Annotated in this window: 17 protein-coding genes; 4 read left to right on the forward strand and 13 right to left on the reverse strand. The window is 69.2% G+C overall.

The features are described from left to right. Nucleotides 1-2: 2 nt before the first annotated feature. The 4 genes from AC07VX_RS21985 to AC07VX_RS22000 are packed head-to-tail and all read right to left on the reverse strand — an operon-like array spanning nt 3 to nt 4,256. A complete protein-coding gene (locus AC07VX_RS21985) occupies nt 3-1,139 on the reverse strand; it encodes an ABC transporter ATP-binding protein (protein WP_493167174.1) in 1,137 nt (378 codons plus the stop codon). Between the two features lie 20 nt (nt 1,140-1,159). Continuing rightward, nucleotides 1,160-2,455, reverse strand: a complete 1,296-nt coding sequence (locus AC07VX_RS21990) for an ABC transporter substrate-binding protein (RefSeq protein ID WP_493167175.1) — start codon at nt 2,453-2,455, stop codon at nt 1,160-1,162. Nucleotides 2,456-2,457: 2 nt separating this feature from the next. Further along, nucleotides 2,458-3,348, reverse strand: a complete 891-nt coding sequence (locus AC07VX_RS21995) for a carbohydrate ABC transporter permease (protein ID WP_493167176.1) — start codon at nt 3,346-3,348, stop codon at nt 2,458-2,460. Then, nucleotides 3,345-4,256, reverse strand: a complete 912-nt coding sequence (locus tag AC07VX_RS22000; RefSeq protein ID WP_493167177.1) for a carbohydrate ABC transporter permease — start codon at nt 4,254-4,256, stop codon at nt 3,345-3,347. The genes AC07VX_RS21995 and AC07VX_RS22000 overlap by 4 nt, the downstream gene beginning before the upstream one ends. A 458-nt stretch (nt 4,257-4,714) precedes the next feature. On the opposite strand from AC07VX_RS22000, the gene AC07VX_RS22005 reads away from it, so the two are divergent. The 4 genes from AC07VX_RS22005 to AC07VX_RS22020 all read left to right on the forward strand — a co-directional run bounded on the left by AC07VX_RS22005 (nt 4,715) and on the right by AC07VX_RS22020 (nt 12,353). Further along, entirely contained in the window at nt 4,715-7,240 is a 2,526-nt protein-coding gene (locus tag AC07VX_RS22005; RefSeq protein ID WP_493167178.1) for a TonB-dependent receptor domain-containing protein, read from the forward strand. Between the two features lie 61 nt (nt 7,241-7,301). Next, nucleotides 7,302-9,314: a Sip1-related alpha-galactosidase gene (locus AC07VX_RS22010; protein WP_493167179.1), complete on the forward strand. Its 2,013-nt coding sequence runs from the start codon at nt 7,302-7,304 to the stop codon at nt 9,312-9,314. 5 nt (nt 9,315-9,319) lie between these two features. Continuing rightward, nucleotides 9,320-10,840, forward strand: a complete 1,521-nt coding sequence (locus tag AC07VX_RS22015) for a tryptophan halogenase family protein (RefSeq protein ID WP_493183954.1) — start codon at nt 9,320-9,322, stop codon at nt 10,838-10,840. Nucleotides 10,841-10,892: 52 nt separating this feature from the next. Then, nucleotides 10,893-12,353: a glycoside hydrolase family 32 protein gene (locus tag AC07VX_RS22020; RefSeq protein ID WP_493167181.1), complete on the forward strand. Its 1,461-nt coding sequence runs from the start codon at nt 10,893-10,895 to the stop codon at nt 12,351-12,353. Between the two features lie 20 nt (nt 12,354-12,373). Here the strand turns inward: AC07VX_RS22020 and AC07VX_RS22025 are convergent, their stop codons facing one another. From AC07VX_RS22025 to AC07VX_RS22065, 9 genes are all read right to left on the reverse strand, one after another. After that, nucleotides 12,374-13,441, reverse strand: coding sequence for a LacI family DNA-binding transcriptional regulator (locus AC07VX_RS22025; protein WP_493167182.1), 1,068 nt, complete (start codon nt 13,439-13,441; stop codon nt 12,374-12,376). A 257-nt stretch (nt 13,442-13,698) separates the two neighbouring features. After that, entirely contained in the window at nt 13,699-15,378 is a 1,680-nt protein-coding gene (locus AC07VX_RS22030) for an MFS transporter (protein ID WP_493167183.1), read from the reverse strand. A 225-nt stretch (nt 15,379-15,603) separates the two neighbouring features. Then, entirely contained in the window at nt 15,604-16,263 is a 660-nt protein-coding gene (locus tag AC07VX_RS22035; protein ID WP_493167184.1) for a 2-hydroxychromene-2-carboxylate isomerase, read from the reverse strand. Then, nucleotides 16,260-16,487 (reverse strand): DUF1289 domain-containing protein, encoded by a 228-nt coding sequence (locus tag AC07VX_RS22040; protein ID WP_493167185.1) that lies wholly within the window; start codon nt 16,485-16,487, stop codon nt 16,260-16,262. Before AC07VX_RS22040 ends, AC07VX_RS22035 begins: the two co-directional genes overlap by 4 nt. Beyond that, nucleotides 16,484-16,996 (reverse strand): YbaK/EbsC family protein, encoded by a 513-nt coding sequence (locus tag AC07VX_RS22045; RefSeq protein WP_493167186.1) that lies wholly within the window; start codon nt 16,994-16,996, stop codon nt 16,484-16,486. The genes AC07VX_RS22040 and AC07VX_RS22045 overlap by 4 nt, the downstream gene beginning before the upstream one ends. 25 nt (nt 16,997-17,021) lie before the next feature. Further along, nucleotides 17,022-17,450 (reverse strand): hypothetical protein, encoded by a 429-nt coding sequence (locus AC07VX_RS22050; RefSeq protein ID WP_493167187.1) that lies wholly within the window; start codon nt 17,448-17,450, stop codon nt 17,022-17,024. 19 nt (nt 17,451-17,469) lie between these two features. Beyond that, nucleotides 17,470-17,859, reverse strand: coding sequence for a DUF3224 domain-containing protein (locus AC07VX_RS22055; RefSeq protein WP_493167188.1), 390 nt, complete (start codon nt 17,857-17,859; stop codon nt 17,470-17,472). Then, complete coding sequence (locus AC07VX_RS22060) at nt 17,856-19,091, reverse strand: cyanophycinase (RefSeq protein WP_493167189.1); 1,236 nt, start codon at nt 19,089-19,091, stop codon at nt 17,856-17,858. The genes AC07VX_RS22055 and AC07VX_RS22060 overlap by 4 nt, the downstream gene beginning before the upstream one ends. Before the next feature lie 132 nt (nt 19,092-19,223). Further along, on the reverse strand, nt 19,224-20,702 hold the full coding sequence (locus AC07VX_RS22065) for a cyanophycinase (protein WP_493167190.1): 1,479 nt from the start codon (nt 20,700-20,702) through the stop codon (nt 19,224-19,226). Nucleotides 20,703-20,857 lie beyond the last annotated feature (155 nt).

Raw genomic sequence — 20,857 nt, forward strand, 5'->3', positions numbered from 1 at the left:
GTTCAGGCGGCGACGGGCAAGCGTTGATCCGGCTCGGGGATACAGCGTGGCAGGGCCAGGCCTTGTCCGTCAAACAGGTGCAGGGCCATGGCCGGCAGCGTGACGGCGATGCGCTGGCCGGCGTCGGCATGAGCCTGGCCGGGCGCCTTCACGGTCAGCTCGCCGTCGAGGTAGAGGTAGGTGGACTCGCCCAGGCGCTCCTGCCAGCGCACTTCGCGGACGATGTGCTGGCTGGCCGTGCCGGGCTCGGCATGCTCGGGCCGCACGCCCACGGTGACGGGCGCGCCCGCAGGCAAGGCGGCGGCGTCCACAGCCACGTCCAGCAGCTCGCCGGTGGCCAGGCGCACGCGCGCGCCGTCGCTGCGCCCCTGCACCAGCGTGGCCGGCAGGAAGTTCATCCGGGGCGAGCCGATGAAGCCGGCCACGAAGAGATTGCGCGGCCGGTGATAGAGCTCCAGCGGAGAGCCGCACTGGGCCACGCTGCCCTCGCGGGCGACGGCCTCGCCGGCGTTGAGCAGCAGGATGCGGTCGGCCAGCGTCATGGCCTCGACCTGGTCGTGGGTGACGTAGATGGTGCTGGCGCGGCCGAAGTCGCGGTGGATCTTGGCGATCTCGAAGCGGGTCTGCACGCGCAGCGCGGCGTCGAGGTTGGACAGCGGCTCGTCGAACAGGAAGACGCCGGGCTCGCGCATGATGGCGCGCCCGATGGCCACGCGCTGGCGCTGGCCGCCCGACAGGGCCTTGGGCTTGCGGTCCAGCAGGGCCTGCAGCTGCAGCTTGGCGGCCACGCCTTCGACCTTGGCGCGGATGGTGGCCTTGTCGACCCCGGCCAGGCTCAGGCCGAAGCCCAGGTTCTCCTCGACGCTCAGGTGCGGGAACAGCGCATAGCTCTGGAACACCATGGCCACGCCGCGCTTGGCGGGCGGGGTGTCGTTCATGCGCTGGCCGCCGATGCGCAGCTCGCCGGCGCTGATCTCCTCCAGGCCCGCCACCATGCGCAGCAACGTGGACTTGCCGCAACCGCTGGGGCCGACGAAGACGCAGAACTCGCCGTCGCGGATGTGCAGGTCGACGTTGCGGATGACGGGCACGCCACCGGCGTAGGTCTTGCAGACGGAGGAGAGTTCGATGCCGGCCATGGGTGTGCGTCGTTGGGCGTTCAGGGTTGCAGCAGGCGCTGCACGCGGGCGTCGACCGTGCGCAGGGCGGTGGCGGCGTCGACCTTGCCGATGAGGACCGACTCGATGGCCGTGCCGACCCAGTCGTAGATCTCGGCGCCGTGGTCGGCGATGGGCATGGGGAAGTTGCGCTCGCGGCTCATGGCCAGGAAGGCCGTGCTGTCCACGCCGCGCTTGGCCTGGGCCTGCACGGCCAGCTCGGCCATGCCCTTCAGCGCCGGGTAGGTGACGCCGGCCTCGGCCACCAGGCGCTGACACGCCGGCGTGGCCATGAAGCGCACCCACTGCCACGCTTGTTCCTTGACCTTGGAGCCGGCCCAGACGGAATCGCCCAGGCCGTTCATCATGCTGGCCCGCTTGCCGATGGGGCCCACGGGCAGCGGCACCCAGGCGTGGCGGAAGCGCGCGTTGCGCGCGAAGTTGGCGATCATCCAGGAACCCTCGGGCACCATGGCTGCCTTGCCGGCGATGAACATCGCGGCCGAGCCCAGCGAGCGGGTCAGCTCGAAGCTGGCCGACACGCCCTTGGCGGGCAGGCTGGCGATGTAGCCGATGGTCTGGGCCAGGCGCGGGTCGTCGTAATGCAGACGGGGCGACCAGGGCTGATCCTGCAGCGTGAAGCCGGTGGACGCGGCGAAGTGGCTCCATTCGGTCTGGCCCAGGGCGCCGCCGGGGCCGGGGGTCTGGAAGCCGTAGACCTTCACGCGGCGGCGGTCGAAGCCGGGGTCGGCAGCGGAGCGGCCCTCCCGGTCGCGCGTGAGGCGGCGGGCGATGCGCTCGAAGCTGCCGCCGTCCACCGGGTTCCAGGTCATGGACCACAGCTCCTCGCGCGTGATGCCGGCGCGCTCGGCCACGTCCAGGTTGACGGCCAGGGCCACCATGTCCCAGTCCTTGGGCAGGCCGTACTGGCCGCCGGCGCGGCCCCAGATGCCGAAGGCGCCCGTCACGTAGGCGTCGGGGTCCAGCGGCTCGCGCTTCAAGTAGGGCGCCAGGTCCAGCAGCTGGCCGTTCTTCATCAGCTCGGGAAATTTGGCGAGGTGGTTGACGAAGACGTCGGGCGCGGTGCCGGCGATGAAGCCGGTGGACAGGGCCGTCCAGTAGTCGGCCCAGCCGGCCTGCTGGAACTTGATGGTGATGCCGGGGTGCTGCTGCTCGAAGCGCTGGGCGCACTGGCGGTAGGCGGGCTGCTGGTCGGAGTCCCACAGCATGTAGCGCACCTCGACGGCCTGGGCCAGCGAGGCGGCCAGGGCGAGGGCTGCGGCGAAGAGTCGCTTCATCGTCACTTGCCTCCGCTGTGCTGCACCGACTCGATGACGCGTCGACCGAACACAGCCAGCAGCAGCAACACCGGCAGCAGCGCCACGACGGTGGCCGCCATCAGGCCGGTCCAGTCCGGCTGGCCCTGGGGCGTCTGCGCCTTGAAGGTCTGCAGGGCCACGGTCAGCACCTGGTGGGCCTCGTCCTTGGCGACGAGGTAGGGCCAGAAGAACTCGTTCCAGAGATTGATGCCGGTCAGCATGGCGATGGTGGCCAGCGCCGAGGACGACAGCGGCAGCACCACGCGGGCGAAGATGTAGGCCTGCGAGGCGCCTTCCAGCAAGGCGGCCTCTTCGATGTCGCGCGGGATGGCGAGGAAGAACTGGCGCAGGAAGAACACCGAGAAGCCCTGCATCAGGCAGAACGGCGCCACCATGCCGGCGAAGGTGTCGAGCCAGCCGAGTTCCTTGATGAGGATGAAGTTGGGGATGAAGGTGACGACGCCCGGCACCATCATCGTGCCGACGAAGAGGGCGAACAGCAGGTTGCGGCCCGGGAAGCGCAGCCGCGCGAAGGCATAGGCCGCCATCGCCGCGCAGCCCACCTGCAGCGTGACGATGACGACGGTGAACAGCACCGAGTTGGCCAGCGCCCGCAGGAAGTTGATTTCCGCGCCCGAGCCGCCGACCGCCAGGCTCTGCTCCGGCGACAGCAGGCCCAGCACGCGGCGGAAGTTCAGCAGCGTCGGGTCGCGCGGCACCAGCGTGGCGGACTGGTCGTAGAGCTGCTGCGGCGGCACCAGCGCCGTCTTCAGCGCGAACCACAGCGGCAGCAGCGTGACCAGCAGCATGCCCAGCAACGCTGCCCAGGCGAGCACGCGGCCCAGGCTCCAGCGGCGACCCGCGGCGCTCATGCCAAGTCGCTTTCGTTGGCGCGCATGATGCGCATCTGCACGACGGTGTAAGCCAGCATGACAAGGCACAGCACCATGGACATCGCCGAGGCGTAACCCATCTTGTAGAAGCTGAAGGCGTTCTGCACGATGTAGTAGACGATGACCTGGGTGGAATCCAATGGCCCGCCCTTGGTCGTCACGGCGATGGTGTCGAAGATCTGGAAGGAGCCGGTCACACTGGTCACCAGCACGAAGACCATGACCGGCCGCAACAGCGGCAGCGTGATGCGGCGGAACATCTGCCACTCCGACGCTCCCTCCAGCCCGGCCGCCTCGTAGAGCGAGCGCGGGATGTTCTGCAGTCCCGCCAGGAAGAGCAGCGCCACCAGCCCCATGTGGCGCCAGATGTTGACGGCGGCCACGGTCAGCAGCGCCTGGTCAACGCCGCCGAAGAAGGGCTGGCGGTCGATGTCCAGCGTGGCCAGCATCTCGTTCGTCCAACCGAGCAGCGGGTCCAGCATCCACAGCCAGATCATGGCCACCAACACGTTGGACAACAGATAGGGCAGCAGCACGATGGACTTGACCCACAGCGAGCGGGTCAGCCGGTCCATGGCGACGGCGAGGAAGAGGCCGAAGGCAATCTGCAGCGGGATGTTCAGTAGCACATACCAGGCGCTGAGCTTCATGCCCTGCCAGAAGCCGCCGTCCTGCAGCAGCTCGGCGTAGTTGGCCAGGCCCACGAAGCGCGGTTCACGCAGCAGGTTCCAGTCGGTGAAGCTGATCGTGATGGCACGCCACGTGGGCCAGGCATGGAAGAGCAGGAAGCCGACGAAGGCCGGCCCCACCAGCGCGATGGCGGTCAACGTCTCGGCCCGGCGAGCGGAGCCGAAGGCGGCGACTAAGGGGGCGAGAAGGCGGCTCACTGGTGCATGCATCTTCGGTGGATGCACTCATTCTGGGCGCGTTTGCAATCGTTTGTATTCGGGATTATCCCAGGAAGCTGAAACGAGGCTGACATGCGCCGCCCCACAACTGAACCAGGCTTGCTTCATCACCACGCCCCGGCGCCCGCCGACCACCTCCCCACAGCCCCAGGACCAAACCGCCACGGACTCGACCCCCGCGATGAATGCCTTCCACATTGGGAAAACCTCCCACGACACCGAGTGCAGTCCGATCCGGCGGCGCCGCCATGACACCATGACATGCACAGCCATCCAGGGCACCCCACGGCATCTCCATTCAGCAACATCACTGGTTTTCCCTAGCATTGCAATCGATTGCTTTTTTTGCCACCAAAACCTATCCTTCGATCGACAACACCAGAAAGGCGCCGCCACGGCAGGCGCCACCGACAAACCATTCCAATGAAGGAGACAACGTGAAGTCCATCCCCGTTCGCCACCCTGCCCTCACCCCGCTGGCCCAACTGCTGGCCGCGTCTTTCGCCGCCCTGGCCTTGCCGGCCCTGGCGCAGAGCACCGAGGCCGCCAAGTCCGACGTCGTCGGCCTGGACCGTGTCGTCACGACCGCCACCTCATCCGTCAAGTCCAAGCTGCGCAGCTCGGTGTCGGTCACCGACGTCGACCAGGAACAGGTGCAGGCCCTGGGCGCGCGCACCGAAGCGGAAGTGCTGTTGCTGATCCCCGGCATCCGCACCGAGGCCACGGCCGGCCCCGGCGGCAACGCCAACATCTCCGTGCGCGGCCTGCCCATCTCCTCGGGCGGTTCCAAGTACGTGCAGTTGCAGGAAGACGGTCTGCCGACCGTGCAGTTCGGCGACATGAACTTCGGCAACAACGACTACTGGACCCGCTTCGACAACAACGTCGACCACATCCAGACGCTGCGCGGCGGCTCGTCGTCGGTGTTCGCCTCGCACGCCCCCGGCGCCGTCATCAACTACATCAGCAAGACCGGCAAGCAGGCCGGCGGCAGCATCGGCCTGTCACGCGGCCTGAACTTCAAGGAAACGCGCGTCGACGGCGACTACGGCGCCAAGCTCGCCCCTGACCTGTACTACCACGTCGGCGGCTACTACCGCGAGGGCGAAGGCGCCCGCCATTCAACCTCGAACTCCCTGCTCGGCTACCAGCTCAAGGGCAACATCACCAAGGAGTTCAACGGCGGCAAGGGCTACATCCGCGCCTACTTCAAGGCCCTCGACGAGCATGCGCCGACGACGCCCCAGACCTTCCTGACGGCCAGCAAGTCGGGCAACTTCATCGGCGGCTTCGGCAAAGTCGCCAACTACGACGGCACCCGCGACTCGCAGTACTCCATCTACAACGCCAGCGTCCCCGGCATCGACCCCATCACCCGCGAGCGCATCAACTCGTCGCTGGTCAACGGCATCACGGTCAAGTCGCAGTCGCTCGGCTTCGAATTCCACAACGAGCTCGCCAACGGCTTCACCGTGGACGACAAGTTCCGCGTGTCGCGCAACTCGGGCGCCTTCCAGGCCCAGTTCTGGGACGTGCAGACGCTAGCCAACCTGCTCGGCGGCTTCGGCACCGGCGCATCGGCCAAGTACTTCAACAGCGCCAAGGCCGGCACCGCCGTGACGGCGGCCAACCTGTCCACCGGCCTGGTGTCCAAGAGCGCTGCGATCAACACCCAGCTGCCGGACATGGGCAACCTGGTCAACGACCTGTCGGTGGCCAAGCAGTTCAAGACCGACGTGGGCACCGTGGACCTGCGCGGCGGCCTGTTCTACTCGCGCCAGAACGTCGTGCAGCGCTGGATGATCAGCGAGCGCGTCATGGAAGCCGGCCGTGACGGTGCCGTCATCGACGTCTACGACGCTGCGGGCGCGGCCCTGACCAGCGCCGGCCTGACGGGCTACAACAACCAGTGGGGCGGCTGCTGCGCCCGCGACATCGACACCCACTTCACGACGACGGCGCCCTACCTGTCGCTGAACCTCGGCGCGGGCGACCTCGACCTGGATGCCGGCGTGCGCCGCGAGAGCTTCAAGGCCAACGGCAGCTACGCGGCCGGCGCAGCCCAGGCCTACGACGTCAACGGCGACGGCAAGGTCACCGGTGCCGAGAAGAACGTCTACCTGATCGACACCAACGCGCCGCGCGGCCTGGCCAACTATTCGCGGGACTACACCAACTACTCGCTGGGCGCCAACTACCGCCTGACCACCGACCTGAGCGCCTTCGTGCGCTACAGCAAGGGCACGCGCGCCGTCGCCGACCGCCTGCTGTTCTCGTCCAACATCGACGCGGCCACCGGCCTGCTGACCTCCGGCGGCATGTCGGCGGTGCTCGCGCCGGTCAAGCAGTCGGAAGTGGGCGTCAAGTACCGCGGCTCGGCCGACTGGGGCAACTATGGCCTGGCCGCCACCTTCTTCCACTCGACCACGACCGAGTTCGACTACGACCAGACGCGCCAGGACGACCCGAACAAGCCCAACTACCAAGGCCCCAAGCTCAACGTGCTCGGCTACAAGGCCGACGGTGTCGAGATCGAGACTGCAGGCGGCATCGGCAACTTCGCGCTGAACTTCAACGTCGTCTACTCCAAGGAGGTCATGACCTCCAACCTGGGCGACGCCAGCCAGGTCGGCAAGACTTCGGGCGGCGTGCCGAAGTGGCGTTACACGATCTCGCCGCGCTACGCCATCGGCGACCTGACGCTGAGCGCGACCGTGCGCGGCCAGGGCGAGGTGTATGCCGACAACAGCAACACCACCAAGATCAAGGGCCACTACATCGTCAGCGCGGCGGCCAACTACGACTTCGGTGGCGGCATCTCGGCCGGCGTGAACGTCAACAACCTGTTCGACAAGGTCTTCCCGGCCAGCGGCGGCGGCTTCATCGGCGGCTCGACGACGGTATTCGGCGCCGGCGTCGAGACCGGCCGCACGATCAACGCCAACGTGCGCTACACCTTCTGAGCGCGTGCGCCGGGCAGGTGGCCAGCCTGCCCGGCCTTCAACGAGGCCTCGCGTCATCCCCATGTCCGACTGGCAACTCGATCCGGCCGACGCTGCGCTGAGCAGCGGCGGCCGGACCCATTTGAGGCTCGCGCCCGGCTGGCGCCTGCTCGCCGACGCGGGCGGCGTCGGGTGCTTCCTCGCACCGCCCGATGCCGAGCCTGCAAGCCATGTCGAGCACGCGCTCGGCCGTTTCGAAGGCCTGGAGCGCTTCACCAGCCTGCAGCGCTTCTCGCCCTTCTGGACAACGCCCGCCATCGGCGCGGACGAGTCCGACGTGCAGCCCGAGACCGTCTGGCTGCTGGCCCGCGATGCGCGCGGCTGCTACACGCTGCTCGTGCCCCTGCTCGACCCGCGCACGCGCTTCTCGCTGTGCGCCGGCCCGGCCGGCCTCGCGGTCTGCGCCGAGACCGGCGACCCCGACCTTCCCTGCACCGGGGGCGCGGCGCTCTTCGTCGGCCACGGGGCCGACCCTTACGCCCTGGTCCACGCCGCGGCGCGCGCCATCGCAGCCCGGCTCGGCGGCCGCCTGCGCGCCGACCGCCCGCTGCCCGACTTTGTCGATCTCTTCGGCTGGTGCACCTGGGACGCCTTCTACAAGGACGTGTCGCCCGAGCAGGTGCAGGCCGGCCTGCGCAGCTTCGCCGAGGCCGGCGTGCCGCCGCGCCTGCTGATCCTCGACGACGGCTGGCAGCGCTGGCAGCGCGCCGCCAGCGGCGAGGACCGCCTCGTCGCGCTGGCTCCCAACGAACGCTTCGGCGGCGATCTCGCCCCCCTCGTGCGCAGCGCCAGGGCGGACTTCGGCGTGCGGCGTGTCATCGTCTGGCACGCGCTGCTGGGCTACTGGGGCGGCCTGGATGCCGAGGCTTTTCCGGACTGGGGCGTGCGCCGCGTCGCGCGCTCGTTCGGCCCGGGCCTGCTCGCGCAGGAGCCGCGCTGGAACGTCTGGCCCTGGGGCGCCCAGCTCGGCGTGCCGTCCACCGCGAGCTTCGCCCGTTTCTACGACGACCTGCACCGCAGCCTCGCCAGCCAGGGCGTGGACGGCGTCAAGGTCGACGCCCAGGGCCTGCTCGAAGGCGTGTCGGCCGGCCAGGGCGGCCGCGTGGCCCTCGGCGCCGCCAGCCGCCGCGCGCTCGAAGCCTCGGTGCAACGCCACTTCGATGGCCGCCTCATCAACTGCATGGCCTGCACGCCGGAGTGCCTGTACCAGAGTCGCGACAGCGTGGTGCTGCGCACCTCCGACGACTTCTTCCCGAATCGCCCCGAAAGCCACGGCCTGCATCTCTTCGCCAACGCCATGGCCGGCATGTGGTTCGGCGAGTTCATGCTGCCTGACTGGGACATGTTCCAGTCGGCCCACCCCCGCGGCGCCTTCCATGCCGCGGCCCGGGCGATCTCCGGCGGCCCGGTCTACGTGTCCGACGGCATCGGCCGCCACGACGCCGAGCTGCTGCGCAAGCTCGTGCTCAGCGACGGCAGCGTGCTGCGCGCCGACGGCCCCGGCCGCCCCTGCCCGGACAGCCTGTTCACCGACCCGACACGCGAGGCCGCGCTGCTGAAGATCTTCAACCGCAACGGCGCAGCTGCCGTCGTCGGCCTCTTCAACGCCGGCGAGACCGCTACGCTGAGCGGTCAGGCCGGCCCGGGTGACGTGCCCGGCCTGGCCGCAGACTGCATCGCCTTCGCACACCGCCTCGGCCGCGCCTGGCGCTGCGGCAGCGACACGGCGCCGCGCTTCGAGCTTGCGCCGGGCGAGTGGGAGCTGGTGTCCTTCGCGCCCATCGAGCGCGGCGTCGCCGTCATCGGGCTGGCCGACAAGTTCAACTGCGCGGCGGCCATCACGAGCTGCAGCTGGCAGGAAACCGAGATGAACCTGAGCCTGCGCGACGGCGGCCGCTTCGTCGCCTGGTGCGAACGAGCGCCGCTCGCGCTGCTTTGCGACGGCTTACCCCTGCCCTTCCACCACCTCGACGGCTTGCTGAGCGCCGACCTGCCAACTGGCGGCCCCAGAATGCTCTGCCTGCGAATGGGATGACCGACATGCACGACACGCCCCACCCCCGCGCGCTGCGGCGCATCGTCATCGTCGGCGGCGGCTCGGCCGGCTGGATGGCCGCGGCCTCGCTGGCCACCGCCCTCGCCTCGCGCCGCTGTGCGATCACGCTGGTCGAGTCCGACGAGATCGGCACGGTCGGCGTCGGCGAGGCCACCATCCCACCCATCCGCACCTTCAACCAGACCCTGGGCCTGAACGAGGCCGAGTTCCTGCGGCGCACCCAGGGCAGCTTCAAGCTCGGCATCCAGTTCCTGAACTGGGGCCGCCAGGGCCAGCGCTATTTCCACCCCTTCGGCCCGCATGGCGTGGCCTTCGACTACGCGCCGCTGCACCAGCACTGGCTCAAGAGCCGCCACGACGGCGGCGACACGTCACTCGACGACCACTCCATGGCCTGGGCCGCCGCGCAGCTGAACCGCTTCGCACCGCCGCTGGCCGACCCGCGCGACGTGCGTTCGACCTACGACTACGCCTACCACTTCGACGCCGGCCTCTACGCCCGCTACCTGCGCGAGGTGTCCGAGTCGCGCGGCGTGCAGCGCGTCGAGGGCCGCATCGACGGCGTGCAGCTCGATCCCGGCAACGGCCACGTCGACCGCGTCAGGCTGGCCGACGGCCGCGAGATCGAAGGCGACCTTTTCATCGACTGCTCGGGCTTTCGCGGCCTGCTCATCGAAGAAGCGCTGCAGACGGGCTACGAGAACTGGAGCCACTGGCTGCCCTGCGACCGCGCCATGGCCGTGCCCTGCGCACGCAGCGCCGACTTCACGCCCTACACCCGCTCCACCGCGCATGCCGCGGGCTGGCAGTGGCGCATTCCGCTGCAGCACCGCACCGGCAACGGCCATGTCTACTGCAGCCGCTTCATCTCCGACGACGAGGCCGCGGCAACGCTGCTGGCGCACCTCGATGCCCCGGCCCAGGCCACGCCCCGGCCGCTGCGTTTCACCACCGGCCGTCGCAAGCAGTTCTGGAACCGCAACGTCGTCGCCCTGGGACTGGCCAGCGGCTTCATGGAGCCGCTGGAGTCCACCAGCCTGCATCTCGTGCAGTCGGGCATCTCGCGGCTGCTGGCCCTCTTTCCCGACCGCGACTTCGACCCGCTGACGATCGCCGAATACAACCGCATCGGCATCCAGGAGTGGGAACGCATCCGCGACTTCCTGATCCTGCACTACAAGCTGACCGAGCGCGACGACAGCGAGCTGTGGCGCTACTGCGCGGCCATGCCCATCCCCGACACGCTGCAGTGGAAGATCGACCACTTCAAGCGCTGGGGCCGGCTCGTGTCGGAGGGCAACGACTTGTTCGGCAACCAGAGCTGGCTGGCCGTGCACATCGGCCAGTTCAACTGGCCCGAGCGCCACGACCCGCTGCTGGACCTGCGCGGCGTGGACGGCGCCGCCATGCTCGAACGCCAGCGCCAGGCGATGCGGCAGGCGGCGACTGCCATGCCTTCGCACCAGGACTTCATCGAACGGCACTGCAAGGCACCCGCGCCCTGAAGCAAGGCGCGGCCGCCGCGCACCAGACCTCCCAACCTCCAACGCGACCGCCATGGCCTGCGACCCCACGCCTCAATACCGCCCCGCCTACCACTACACGCCCGCGGCGAACTGGATGAACGACCCCAACGGGCTGGTCTTCCATGAAGGCGTCTATCACCTCTTCTACCAGTACCACCCCGACGGCTCGACCTGGGGGCCGATGCACTGGGGCCACGCCACCAGCGCCGACCTGCTGCACTGGCAGGAGCAGCCCGTCGCCCTGGCCCCGGATGCGCTGGGCATGATCTTCTCGGGCAGCGCGGTGGTGGATCACGGCAACCGCTCCGGCCTGGGCCCGCCCGGCACCTCGCCGCTGGTGGCCATGTTCACGCACCACCGCCCGGCCGATGCGCAGGCGGGCGTGGTTTCAGAGGAAAGCCAGAGTCTCGCCGTGAGCCTGGATGCCGGCCGATCCTGGGCCAAGTTCGATGGCAACCCGGTGCTTCCCAACCCGGGGCTGAAGGACTTCCGCGACCCCAAGGTCTGCTGGCTGGCGGCGCAGCAGCGCTGGCTGACCGTGCTGGCCTGCGGCGACCGCATGCGCTTCTACAGCTCGCCCGACCTGAAGGCCTGGACGCTGGAGAGCGAGTTCGCACACGACCTCGGTACCGGCGGCGTCTGGGAGTGCGGCGACCTGTTCCCCCTGCGCGCCGCTGACGAGTCGACGCACTGGGTGCTGTTGGTGAGCGTAACCCTCGGCGGCCCCAACGGCGGCTCCGCCACGCTGTATTTCATCGGCGACTTCGACGGCCATCGCTTCACGCCACTGGACACGCGGCTCCGCTGGCTCGACCACGGCCCCGACAACTACGCCGGCGTCACCTGGTCGGGCGTGGAGGACCGCGCCCTCTTCATCGGCTGGATGAGCAACTGGCTCTACGCCGCGGCGCTGCCGACGGCCCCCTGGCGCAGCGCGATGACGATGCCACGCGAACTGCAGCTCCGGCTGGGCGCCGACGGTCCGCGTGTGGCGTCGGTGCCCGCTCGCGAGCTGCTCTCGCTGCAGGGGCCGGTGGCGCTGGCCCTGAACGAGGTTTCGCTGCAAACGCCGCTGGACCTCGGCGCCGGGTTGCAGACGGCAGAGGGTGTTTTCGTGCTCCGCCTCGGCATCGCCGTCTTGCGCAGCTTCGCCCTGACACTGGCGGGCCCGGGCGGCGACGAACTCGTGATCGGCTACGACCGCGACACCGACACCTGGTTCATCGATCGGCGCCGTGCCGGCCGGGTCGACTTCCACCCCCAGTTCGCCGGACGCCATTCGGCGCCACGCCTGGCCGGAACGGCGACAGCCGATCTGCAGCTCTGTTTCGACACCACCTCGGTGGAGCTCTTCGCTGACGGTGGGCTGAGTGTGATGACCTGCCTGTTCTTCCCTCGCGAGCCCTTCGCCTCTATGAGCCTGTCCTCGCAGGAGGGCCTGATTCTGGACACGCTGACCGTGCACCCGCTGAACGCACAGCCTCGGCGGTGACACGGCCCTGAGCTCGTGTCTCAGGTGTCGCCGTCCGGCGCGCTCTGGCGCAGCTTCAGGTAGACCGGCATGGTGCGCGGGCCGGCGCGCTCGCCGCGCAGCTGGCCCAGCAGTGCCTCGACAAGCTCGGCGCCGGCTTCGGCCACCGGCTGGTGCACCGTCGTAAGCGGCGGGTCGCAGTAGGCGGCCAGCGGCATGTCGTCATAGCCGATGACGGCCACGTCGCCCGGCACGCTGCGGCCGGCGGCCCGCAGGGCCTGGATGGTCAGCAGCGCCAGCACGTCGCTGCAGCAGACCACGCCGTCGAAGCCCTGCTGCCCGGCACAGAAATCGCGCACGACATCGGTGGCCACGCCGGGCTCGAAGGGCGCCGGCAGCTCCAGCGCCGGATCGGCCTCCAGGCCGGCCTCACGCAAGGCCTGGACATAACCCTGACGACGCAGCCACACCTCGGGCAGCTGGGCGTCGCCGATGAAGGCAATGCGCCGCCGCCCGTGGGCCAGCAGATGACGCGTCGCCAGTTCGCCGCCCAGCACGTTGTCGCCGCCGACGCTGCAATACAGCTGCTGCTGCATCTCGCCGCCCCAGACGACCAGGGGCAGCTTGCGCGCCGCCATCTCGTTGAGCTGGTCGTGATGACGCCACTGGCCGATGAGGATGACGCCGATGGCCTTGCCGGAGTCGAACCAGTGCGAGGCCAGGTCCAGGCGCTCGGCGTCCACGCGCGACAGCAGCATGTCGTAGCCGCGATCGGTCAGCGCATCGGCAATGGAGCCGACGATGGACAGGAAGAAAGGATCGGAGATGTGCTGGCGCGACTTGGCGTCGTAGGGCACGACGACGGCGACCGTCTTGTTCTCCTGCAGGCGCAGATTGCGGGCACCGAAATTGATCGAGTAGTTCAGGGAGCGCGCCAGATCGGCCACGCGCTGGCGGGTTTCGGCGTTGACGAGCTCGCTGCCGTTAAGGGCGCGCGAGACGGTGGAGACGGACACGCCGGCGAGGCGGGCGATGTCGACCATCTGAAGCCGGCGCTGTTCGCTGGCGCCGCCGTCGGCAGGGTCGGGGGAGGCTTTGGACTTGGGCATCCCTGAAATGGTCGCAGGCTGCGCCGCAATCGACAAGCAGGGGTTCCCGGGGAATGGGGTACGCCAATGAGAAGGCCGGCTGAAAGCCGGCCTCGGGTCTTCACAGAACCATGCCGCGTGCAAGCGGCATGGCCTTGCATGGGCGTCGCTGAGTCCGCACGGACTCAGCCCGGTCCCACCTCATGCCACGGCGCCAGCAGGCGCCGTGTCCTTCGGCAGCCGTCGTACAGGCCGCAGGGCCTGTCCTCGGCGCTGCCTCAGTCCTTCGCATAGATGTCCACGTCCTTGGTTTCGCGGACGAAGAGCATGCCGATGACGAAGCTCATCACGGCGATGACGATGGGGTACCACAGGCCGTGATAGATGTTGCCGTTCTGGGCCACCATCGCGAACGTGATGGAGGGCAGCATGCCGCCGAACCAGCCGTTGCCGATGTGGTACGGCAGGCTCATCGAGGTGTAGCGGATGCGGGTCGGGAACATCTCCACCAGCATGGCGGCGATCGGGCCGTAGACCATGGTCACGTACAGCACCAGCACGAACAGGATGGCGATGACCATCGGCACGTTGGCCTTGGCCATGTCGGCCTTGGCGGGGTAGCCCGCGGCCTTCATGGCATCGCCCAGTTCCTTCTTGAAGGCGGCGATGGCCTTGGTGCTGGCTTCGTCGAACTTGTGCTCGGTCAGCTTGGAGGCGGTCGGGACGGCGATTTCCTTCTCGCCCACCTTCACCACGGTCGCGGCGCCGGCAGGGGCCTCGACGGTCTCGGAGCTGGCCGACGACACGGCCAGGGCGCGCTTGGCGATGTCGCAGGCGCTGGTGAAGTCCACCTCACGTGCCAGCGGGCTGCCCTGGAAGGAGCAGCTGGCCATGTTGGTGCTCAGCGTGACCTTGGCGCTGGCCTGGGCCTTGGCGAGGTCGGGGTTGGCCGCCTCGGTCAGGGCCTTGAACAGCGGGAAGTAGGTCACCGCGGCGAGCAGCAGGCCGGCCATGATGATGGGCTTGCGGCCGATCTTGTCGGACAGCGTGCCGAACACGACAAAGAACGGCGTACCCAGGATCAGCGAGATGGCGATCCAGATGTTGGCGCTGGAGGCGTCGACCTTGAGCACCGACGTCAGGAAGAACAGCGCGTAGAACTGGCCGGAGTACCAGACCACGCCCTGGCCGGCCACGAGGCCGAACAGCGCCAGCAGCACGATCTTCAGGTTCTTCCACTGGCCGAAGGACTCGGACAGCGGCGCCTTGGAGGTCTTGCCCTCGGCCTTCATCTTCTGGAAGGCGGGCGACTCGTTCATCGACAGCCGGATCCACACCGAGATGCCCAGCAGCAGGATGGAGACGATGAAGGGCACGCGCCAGCCCCAGTCGGCGAAGTCCTTCTCGCCCAGCGAGGTGCGGGTGCCCAGGATGACCATCAGCGACAGGAACAGGCCCAGCGTCGCGGTCGTCTGGATCCACGAGGTGTAGGCGCCGCGCTTGCCGTGCGGCGCGTGCTCGGCCACGTAGGTGGCGGCACCGCCGTATTCACCGCCCAGGGCCAGGCCCTGCAGCAGGCGCAGGCCGACCAGGATGACCGGCGCCGCGGCACCGATGGTCGCGTAGGTGGGCAGCACGCCGACGATGAAGGTCGACAGGCCCATGATCAGGATGGTGACCAGGAAGGTGTACTTGCGGCCGATCATGTCGCCCAGGCGGCCGAACACCAGCGCGCCGAAGGGGCGCACGATGAAGCCGGCGGCGAAGGCCATCAGCGACGCGATGAACGCGGCCTGCGGGTCCAGGCCCGCGAAGAACTGCTTGGCGATGATGGGCGCCAGCGAGCCGTAGAGATAGAAGTCGTACCACTCGAACACCGTGCCCAGCGAGGAGGCGAAGATGACCTTCTTCTCCTCTTTGGTCATCGGCGCGGCGGCCGTCGAAGTCGCAGTTGCCATGAAAAAGTCTCCGTCAGTTGTCGGGCCGCCCCACAGGCTTCCCTCGGCGCGACTATTGCCACGGCCTCTGACCGTGTTCTGACGCGAGTCTGAATCGACGCTGACAAACCCCGCAGGAACCCGCAGTCGGCGTTTCTCATTGCGAGAGCCAGTGCCTCTCACGGGTAAATCCCGAGACGGTTTGCGTCAGGCTGGAGCGGCCGTCGCCGGCGCGGACAACCCCGCCTAGTGTTTACGCGTGATGCCGGGGCGGGGCTGCGCTGCGGACTCCCAGATGCCGCTGCGGAACCAGGGATCGCCGTCCATCGCGGCGCGCAGCATGGGCAGCGCGTCCTGGCCCCAGAACAGCCGGCCTTCGAACTCGATCGTCGGCACGCCGAAGACGCCCAGGGCGAGGGCCGCTTCGGTTTCGCCGCGCAAGCGCTGCTTGACGGCTTCGCTGGCCGGGTCCTGCACGGGCGCGAGGCGCTCGGTCAGCGCTGCCAGGCGCGCCGGGTCGCCGGCATCGGCGCCGGCGCCGCGCCAGACGTGATGGAAAAGCTGCTCGACGACCCAGCGCCCCGGCGTGTCGCCCGGCTGCCCCTCGGGCGCCGCACAGGCCCAGGCCAGCCGCAGCAGCGGCAGGGGGTTGAAGGGGTGCTGGGCCGGCGGGTCCAGCACCACGCCCTGCGCATGCGCCAGCCAGGCCACCTGTCGGAACGTCCAGCGCCGCTTGGCCTCGATCTCGGCCGGGCCCTTCTGCCCCAGCGCCTGCAAAAGCGCCGCGAACAGGATGGGACGGTAGACCACTTCGACGCTATGCCCGGCCAGCGCCTCGGGCAGCGCCTCGAAGGCCAGCGCCGCATAGGGCGAGATGGGGTCGAAATAGAAGGTCAACTGCTTCATCGATCCTGCTCCTGCGAAAGCGGCCAGGGCCCCAGCCACAGGCCGTGGCGATGCATCTCGACGCGCCGCTCGGGCAACTGGTCGAGGATGTGGCGCTGCACGTCTGCAGGCGCCCCGCCCCACCCGGCGATCTCGTTGATGCTGCGCGCGCAGCCACGGCACCAGCCGGTGGCCGCATCCATCTGGCAGACGTTCACGCAGGGCGAGACAACAGCGGGCCTCATGCCTGGACGACGTCGATCACCGGCGCTCCGGTCAGCTTCTCCAGTTCGCCCGGCGTCAGCTTGAACACCCCGTTCGGATGCCCGGCCGCGGCCCAGATGATGTCGAAGCGGAACAGCTCGCGGTCGATGAAGAGCCGGGGCGCAGCAAAGCCGTGCACCGGCGCGAAGCCGGCGGGCGACACGCCGCCGATGGAGAAGCCCGTGCGGGCCTTGACGAAGTCGGCATCCGCACGGCCCAGCGCGCCTGTGTGAGGCTTGAGCTTGGCTTCGTCCACACGCCGGTCGCCCGAGGTGATGACGAGCACGGCCGCGTCGTCCGCCTTGCGGCGGAAGACAACGGATTTGGCGATCTGGCCGAGCGTGACGCCAAGGGCGTCGGCGGCTTCCTGGGCGGTGCGGGCCGCGACGTCCAGCCACATCGGCTGGTGGGGATGGGCAAGCGCCGCCAGCGCGGCGCTGACGCGTTGAAAACCTTCGGGGCGGGTGTCGGTGTCAGCCATGCCCGCCATTGTGTCGCGGCCGGCGCAGGCGGCCTCAGTCCTTGTCCTTGCCTTTGCCGTGGCCCTTGCCATGTCCCTTGCCGTGGCCCTTGCCCTGGTCGTTGTCGTCGCCACGACGGTCGTCATAGTCGCGACGGCCATCGTCACGGCGGCCGTAGCGCTGTTCGTACCAGTCCTCGCGCACGAAATAGACCGGCACGCCGCAGGCGTTGTAGCTGGCGCAGTGCTTGGCCCAGTTCTTCTGGTGGCCGGGCGGGACACGCATGTAGACGGGCGCCACGTTCACGGGACGGCGCTGGATCCAGACGGGCTCGGCCAGCACCACGGGCGGGGGTGCATTGCCGATGTCGATGCGGCCGTAAAAGCCGGGCTGGCCGACCTGGATGGACACGCCGACATCGGCGGCATGGGCGCCCGCCCCCAGCAGCGCAGCGGCAAGGACGAACGGGGTGATCTTTTTCATGGTGATGGCTCCTTCGCCTTCAGTCGGGCAGGGTGAACTCGAAATCATAGAAATGCTTGTGGCCCTCGACACGGATGCGCATGCTGCCGGTCAGGCCAGCGAGCGCGCCGGTGCCGGAGTCGGGCACGACGCCAATGACCAGCGTCGGCCGGCCACGGTCCATCTCGCCATGATGCACGAGGGCGAAGCTGCCTTCGCGGCCCAGCAGCGAACCGGTCACCGTCTCCAGCGCCACGTAGGCCGCCGAGCCGGCAACACTGCCATGCATGGCCAGCATCTGGCCGGCGCCGTGCGCCTGCAGGGCGCCTTGGTAATGCTTGTCGAGCAGCATGCGCCCGATGGCCGGGCTCTCGACCTGCGCATCCTGGGCTTTCATGCCGACGCTGAATTCGCCGCTGATCTCGCTCATCGCCGTTCTCCTTGCAGCCGTGGCTCCGATTCCACCACGCGCAGCGGCTCGGCCGCCAGCGGCGTGAACAACGGGTTGGCCACGCGCACCGGCACGACGTCGAGGCGGGCACCGAGCACGGTGTAGTCCGCGCTGCCGAGCAGCGCGCTGCACCAGCCGACGAGTCCGGGCTCGCGGCGCAGACGGAACTCGAAGCCGATGTCTGGCTTAGGCTCCCCGGGCCTGGGATTGGCGCGGTAGGCCAGTCCGCGCACCTCGGGCGCGGGGCCGTCCAGCAGCTGGGTCAGCGCTTCGAGGATGCAGCCATCGCCGAGGATGTCGAGGAAATAGCGGTCCGACTGGAGGCCGGGCTCGAAGCCGGGCGCAGCCGGGTCGATGCGGGGTTCCAGCAACTTGTGCGCGGCCGGCGTGGTCTGCCCGCTGGCGAGATCGTGGCGGTCGCCGTGGTCGAGATAGGCCAGGCGGGCGCCACGCAGGTTGAAGGCCGGCAGCGCAGCGTCATGGGTGGCCTCGCCGAGGTCGACGAGGACGGCGCCGCTGCCGCCAATGACCTCGAACCGGCTGCCCTGGATGACGACGGCCGCGTTCTCGTCCACGCCCAGGCCGAAGCGGTAGCCCAGCGCCTGCATCGCCGGCAGCATGCGGCCGATGCGGCCCCGTCTGAGGAAATGCTGGTCGACGAGGAGGTCTGGCGCGAGGAAGCCGAAGCCGCGGTCGTACTCCCGCCCCGCACGCCACTGGCCGCGCAGCACGGCCAGGTTGTCCATCGCGTCGCGGAACATCAGCCGGCTCATGACGGCTGCGCCCGCACTGGTGCCGGCGATGACGCCACCGGCCGCGAAGACGGCGCGGATGGCGTCGAGCATGGCGGTCGCTCGGCCGCCGGGCTGCAGCGTGTCGACGAGGTACTCCTGGGCGCCGCCCGAGAAGAACACGGCCTTGGACGAAGCAACGCGGGCGATCAGGGCCGGGTCGTCGAGCGTGGCCTGCAGGTCCACGCCTTCCAGGTGAGGTGCGAGCGGGATGGCCTCGGCACGGGCGCCGCACCGGTTCAGCGCGGCAACGATCTGGGCCGAGATGCGCTCGGGCTCGTAGGCCGCCGTCGGGAAGACGGCGATGGGCGCACCGGCGCCGCCGGCCTCGTCGACGATGCGCTGCCAGACGGCCTCGCTGTCGGCTTTCAGCGCGCCGCCGATGACGATGACGATGCCGGCTTGGGGGGAACTGTGCAAGATGGGTGCCGGGTGGCGAAAGTCACAGGCCCGCCATCTTGGCAGGGCTGGGCGCAAATCAACAGCGGGTCAGGCCCGAGGAAATTCGACGAAGCGCAACGCTTGTGAGCAGGCGCGGCGGGAGCTGCGCCGCTACTGGCCCGACGGGGCCGAGGCCGGCTGGGCCGGCTGGGCCGACGCCGCAGGCAGATCGACCGGCGCCTTGGCCGGGCCGCCCCAGCCGCCGTACAGCGGCATGGGAAGCCGCACGGGGCTGATGTCGAGGTAGAGGTTGGTGACGGTGAACTGCTCGCCGCCGAACTCCTCGGTGCTCCAGCCCAGCGAGTCCGAACCCTTGTAGAGACGGAACAGGAAGCCCAGTTCGGCCAGCGGGTCGTTGGTGCGCGGCAGCACATCGAAGGCCAGGCCCTTGACCTCGCGCTTGACGCTGTCGATGAGGCGGCTCATCGCGCCGGAGATGGTCGAGTCACCCAGCATGTCGAGGTGGAAGACGTCGTCGGTGTAGTAGGGCTTGAAGCTGGGCGACTCGGCATCGTGCAGGTCGCCGCGCAGCTTGGGCGCCGAGGGCGTCGCCGAGCGGGCGCGCATGTGGTAGCGGTCGCCGTGCTCCAGGTAGGACAGGCGCGCGCCCTGCACGTTGAAGGCCCCCAGGGTGGCGTCGGTCCTGGCTTCGGTCAGGTCGACGATCATGCAGCCGCGGTCGCCGATGACCTCGATCTCGTCGCCCCGGATGATGGCCGCGGTGTTCTCGTCCACGCCCAGGCCCAGCTTGTAGCCCTTGGCCATCATCAGCGGGATCATGCGGCCGAAGCGGCCGCGCTTGAGGAAGTGCTGGTCAACAAAGAGATGCGGGCCGACAAAGCCCAGGCCGCGGTCGACCTGCTTGCCGTCGGCGAAGCGGCCCTTGAGGATGTTCACGACGCTGGGCGCATCGCGGAACATCACGGTGCTCATGATGGCCGCGCCGGCCGAGGTGCCGGCCACGACGCCGCCCTTGCGGTAGACCTCCCAGATGGCTTCCAGCATGGGCGTGCTCTGGCCGCCGGGCTGCAGCACGTCGACGATGCGCTCCTGCACGCCGCCGGTGAAGAAGATGCCCTTGGCCGCCTTGACCTTGGCGATGAGGGCCGGGTCGCGCACGACCTTGTTCAGATCCACCCACAGGAACTTCGGCGCCACCGGCAAGGCTTCGGCGATGGCGCCGCGGCGCTGCAGCAGGTCGACGACCTGCTTGGCGCTGGCCTCGGGATCCTCGCTGGCCGTGCCGAAGACGACGAAGCGCGCGCCCTTGCCGCCGGCCAGCTGCACGATGCGCTGCCAGACCTCCTCGTTGTCGGCCTTGAGCGCGCCGCCGATGGGCACCGCATAGCCACGGATGGCGGGCTCGGACTCGGGCAGGGGCTGCAGCGCGCCGGAGGGCGGCGCCGAGGCCGCCAGCGCGGGTTTGGCGGGAGCCGGTGCTGCCGCCCGCGGCGCCGAGGCGGCCGGCGAGGGCCGCAGCAGCTTGAAGCCCTGAGGCGCACTCGCCGCCTGCGCTGTCGTCGGCGGGGCCGCCTGCACGCCCATGGCCATCGCCATTGCTGCCACACCAGCCCAGATCCATGCCCTCATGCCCACAACCCTCCTTGGTCAGACCGCGCATCATGACAGAGCGCCGGTGACGATTCGCCCCTAATTCGAACGACGCCGCCGTGGCGCGGGCGAGACGAATCCGGGCCCGATGCCCGGGTGGCTAGCAGCACCGTGCCTAGACTCGACCGAACCAC

It is taken from the genome of Roseateles sp. GW821-FHT03B02 (genome assembly GCF_059421025.1).